This is a genomic window from Mesorhizobium humile (genome assembly GCF_033977215.1).
Classification (GTDB): Bacteria; Pseudomonadota; Alphaproteobacteria; order Rhizobiales; family Rhizobiaceae; genus Mesorhizobium; species Mesorhizobium humile.
Genome location: NZ_JAVIIV010000054.1, coordinates 1 through 4760, shown reverse-complemented (window position 1 = coordinate 4760; position 4760 = coordinate 1). Strand labels below are relative to the sequence as shown.

General features: G+C 69.7%; 1 protein-coding gene. It reads left to right on the top strand.

Annotated features, from left to right (window positions below; genetic code table 11):
- The coding region (locus RFM52_RS32560; RefSeq protein ID WP_430700530.1) for a shikimate kinase at positions 1–4760 on the top strand (4760 nt) is incomplete at both ends.

The window sequence follows — 4760 nt, the reverse complement described above, 5'->3', positions numbered from 1 at the left end:
TGGTGAACGGTTTCAGCAAGTGGCCGCAAGAGGAGCGCAATCGGCAGGCCACGGTCGCCATTGGCGAGGAGGTCCTTCGCCGCGCCGATCGCCCGGATGTCGGGCTCTCCGATTTTACTGCTCAAGGCTTGGCGATCCTGGTGAACGGCTTCGGCAAGTGGACGCAAGAGCCGGTGTGCTATCAGGCTCTGGTGGAGATCGCCCGCGGTCTCGGCCCCACGGGCCGTCGCTTCGGCGCGTTCGCGACGCCACCGCTTGCGATGGTCGCGAATGGTCTGGCGCGCGGTATCCTGCAGGGCGAGGAAGCCGGGGAGGTGGTCGAACCCGCTTTGCTGAAGGAGCGGCTGCAGCAGCTGGCGCATTATCTCCACTATGCCGATGACCGGCTGCAGCAGGCCGATGTCCTGGCCATCGCCAACATCTTCAAGGCCCTGAGCAAGGCGCAGTTGTCCGACGATCTGGGTGTGCTGGCAAAGCCGGGGCTGGAGCGGCTGGAGGCGCTGCGCGCCACGCCCGCCTTCGAGCGCGACAACAACCTGGAGACCATGGGCAATCTGTGCGCCGCCCTGCTGCCGCTGGCGCGCAGCCCGCGGCCGGCGTTGCGCTGGTACCGCAGGCCGGCGCTGAACCTGCTCAACGCCATCCAGCCGGTGGTGGAGCGCAAGATCGAGGCGCATCTCGAGGCAGGCCAGGCCGAGCGCGACAGCGGCGCCAATGCAAGCCGCTGCCCGGCGCTGTCGGTCTATCAGGTGCTCAAGACCCGCGCGGTGCTGGAGAAGCTCTACCGGCGGCCCTATGTCGAGGGCGACAAGCTCGCCTTGCGGCGCCGCCAGGAAGAGCTGCACGCCAAGACCAGCCAGATCCTGGACAGCGCCCGCGCCCTCATCGAGACCGACCTTTCCAACATGAGCTGGAACGTGATCGCCGAGATCGAGGCGGAGGGGCCGCTCGACGCGCTCGACACCTTCATGGCCCAGAACGCGCCGAGCGTCCAGGCCCAGCATGCCGCCGCCGTCTTCGATGTCCATGGCGTGCTTGAGGCCATGGACCACGAGCCGCGGCCGCCGCAAGGCGATGCCGGACTGATGCGGCTGCCGGTGGTCGACATGCAGGGGCGGCCGCTGGCCGGCGAAGCGGAGCTGCGCTATTCCATCTTCCACCGCCTGACCTCGGGGGCTGTCAAGGTGGTTGCGGTGCAGCTGCCGGGCAAGCCGAGCGCCTTCATGCTGGCGCGCACGCTCAGCGTCGAGGGCGTGCCCTACCGCATGGACCTGTTCGGCGGCAGCAAGCTGAAGGCGCCGCAAAAGTCCCTGGCCCAGCTTGCCGCCCGCCTGCCCGGCGCGACCGACGAGGCCACCGGCGGCAAGCTTTTGGCGATCCCCTATGCCGACACGGCGCCGGGGACGGCCTTCGAGCAGCTGGCGCGGGCCTGGGCGCCGTTCAAGGAAGCCTATTACTACACCCAGCGCCGCGGCTTTGCCGCGCCGCCGGACATCCCCGGGCTTGGCCCGCACGACTATGCGCTGGAAGGCGCCTTCAGGCTGTCGCTCCTGCCCGACCGCCCGGCAGGGGCAGCGCATCCCTTCAGGCTCGCCGGGCCGGACGGCCCGATCGCCTTGCGGCCGCATGACGGCTGCGGCTTCATCAGGGCCTCGCTGGCCGAGCGCATGCCGGCCATCGCCCGGGCCGTCCGCCCGGACGGCGCCGCGCCGGTGCGTGTCTTTGGCCAGGGCAAGCGAACCTCGGTGCCGGCCTCGGCCCTGCAGCATTATCCGCGCGACGCAGCGGTGGCCGAGGAGACGCGCGAGAAGGCCGAGGCCTGGCTCGGCAGCCGTGAGCAGCCGAGGCTGACGGCCGAGGAGCTGTTTCGGACCGTCACCTCTGGCCACATCGACGGCCCGGGCGCCGTCGCCGTGCCGTCCGGCGACGGACGCCTTTATGTGCCGACGCTCAAGAGCGAGACCTTGACCGGCGATGGCGGCGTGCTTGTCGGGCGCTCGCCCTACGACAAGCCGAACCTGCGCCCGTTCGCCGCCGGCCAGGTCAGGTCGGCGCGCGACGGCGACGCGACCGCGGCGTTCCTGGACCGGTGCGTGGCCTTCCAGTACAGCTTCAACGTCGCGCACAAGTCGGGGGAGAGGCTTGCCGCCGACGATCCGACCTTGTTTGCCAAGGGCATCCTGATCGTGGTGCCCGACCGGATGTGGCCGGCCGCCTTCGCCGAGCGTTCGGTGGTGATGTCGGCCGAGGACGTCAAGTGCCATTCGCACTGGCTCGAGGGCAAGGACCGGGTCAAGGCCGACACCGGGCTCGACTGCGTCGGCATCCTGCAGGCGACGGAGGTGTTCGCGCCCGGCTCGCTGGTTGCGGTGCCGAGCGCCGAACAAAAGAAGCTCGACGGCGATTTCGACGGCGACACCGTTGTCATCGTCGGCGACCGGCCCAGGCTCTACGAGCATGTGCGCCAGTTCGACCAGAAGGAGCAGGCGCGCGGCCTGGCCTCGCTGAAGCCGCCGAAGTCGCACACGCCGGCCATCGAGAACGGCGACTACCAGTTCAGCCGCTCCCGGCAGATCCTGTCGGCCACCCAGCAGGTGCTGGAGAGCTACAGCTGCCTGCAGCGCAACGTCCTGGCGCAGCCGCTTGAAGCGCAACGCTGGTTTGCCGAGCGTGCCGTCTTCGGCACTTACGAGGGCATTCACCATGAGCTCAGGGCCGACATCCGCGTCCAGCTGCAGGCAGAGCGGCCGGACGGCCAGGCCATGCAGGGGCTCCTCGACCGGGCCAGGCAGGACGGCGAGGCGGCCCGGCATCCGGTGGCCCGCGAACTGGCCGCCTTGCTGGTCAGCGAGCTCGAGACCTGGGCCCACCAGGGCAATGACGAGCAGCCCAACGGGGAGCAGCCCAAGGGCGAGCCGTTGGCGCGAGCCACGGCCTCGACCAGCGCAACTGCTGCCGTCAGCGCCGCCGCCGGCGCGCTTTTTCCCGAGCTTGCCGAATCCTATCCGGCAGCCGCGGACGCCAGGGAGCGCGTCGAGCTCCTGCTCGACCACTGCCGGGCGCGCATCGATCCGCGGCCCGACGGCTACAACCCGCAGGATCTGCATGAAAGCGCCATCAACCTGTTGAGCGTCGGCATCAAGGTCGGCACCGACGCCTACAAGTCCGACACCGGGGCGCGGCTGTTCATGAAGAAGAGCGCCGATCTGCAGCGGCTCCTGCAGCAGGTCCCGGGCCTGAAGCCGGCGCCCTATGTCAAGGCGCTGGCGGCAACGCTGCACCAGGGCCGCTTCGACGTCGACGCCAGCCTGGCGGATCTGAAGGACAATCCGACACTGGCGGCCTCGGTCATGGAGGCCTCGATCAAGCTTGCCGCCGCGAACGGCATCCTGCCCAGCCCCTTGGACGTCGCGGAAGCCGACGACCCCGCCGCCACGATCACGCTGAGCCGCGAGCAGGCCCTGGAGCACGCCAGGCGCGCAGCCCAGCGCGCCGCGGCGGAGGAAGGCGCCATCACCGCGACCGCGCAGGCGGTCGCCGCGCTTTTGCGGCAGGCCGGCATCGAGGTGACCATGCCGCATCTCGAGCAGCGCCTGCGCGGGCGCGATTCGATGGCCGACGGGCTCACCGGCCAGAGCGTGAGCGCCGCGCCCGAGGCCCAGCTGCTCACCAATGCGGTGCGCCATGTCTTCGAGATCCCGGATGCGGCCCTGACGCGCGCCTTCAAGACGGCCGTGCTGGCCTTCGAGGAGCGCGGCTACAGCGAGGTCGAGACAACCAACTGGTTCAGGATGCGCACGCCGAGCTTCCTCGCCATCCGCACCGTGTTCAGCACCCCGCAGGGCTATCGCTTCGAGGCCGAGTTCCATACGCCGGCCAGCTACCGGGCCAAGCTCGCCAACCACGACCTCTACAAGCAGATCGGCTGGCTGCGGCGGCATCCCGGGCCGGACGCCGAGCAAAAGGCCGACGAGCTCGTGCAGAGCGTGCGGGACAGATGCCTCGAGGTCGCCATTCCCCCTGACGCCTCCAGCATCCCCCACTGGGGCTCGGCGGGCCACAGCCGGTCGCGGACGGCTGGGGCCTCCAGGTTGGCCACCGCCGACCGGGCAAGCCAGCCCGCGGCCCCCCGCTCGCCGCAGGCCGGCGCGATCATAGCCGCCCTCGGCATGCGCCCGGTGGTGCTGGTCGGCATGCCGAGCAGCGGCAAGTCGACCATCGGCCGCGAGCTTGCCGGCAAGCTGGGGGTGAAGTTTGTCGACACCGACAAGGAAATCGTGCGCGAGCACGGCAATCTGAGCGATCTGTTCGCGCGCCAGGGCGAGGCCCACTTCAGACAGCTGGAGGCCGAAGAGCTCGCCAAGCAGCTGGAGAAGGGGCCGATCGTCATCGCAACCGGCGGCGGCGGCTTCATCGAGCCCAACAATCGAGCCCTGATCGGCGAGAAGGCGGTGTCGGTCTGGCTCGACACCAACCCGCAAGTGATCCGCAGGCGCCTCAGGAACGACACCAGCCGGCCGCTGCTGCAAGGCCCCGACGGCGAGCAGAAGCTAAGCCGCATGTTCGACGAGCGCCGGCCGCTCTACCAACAGGCCGATATCACGGTGGTCCCGCCCTCCGCAAAGGACAAGGAGAACGCCGAGCCTTGCGTGAAGGCGCTCCACGCCTACCTGTGCGGCGGCGAGGACGCAGCCGCACAGACCCTTGCCAACGAGACCCCTGCTAACGAGACACAGGCCAACGAGACACAGGCCAACGAG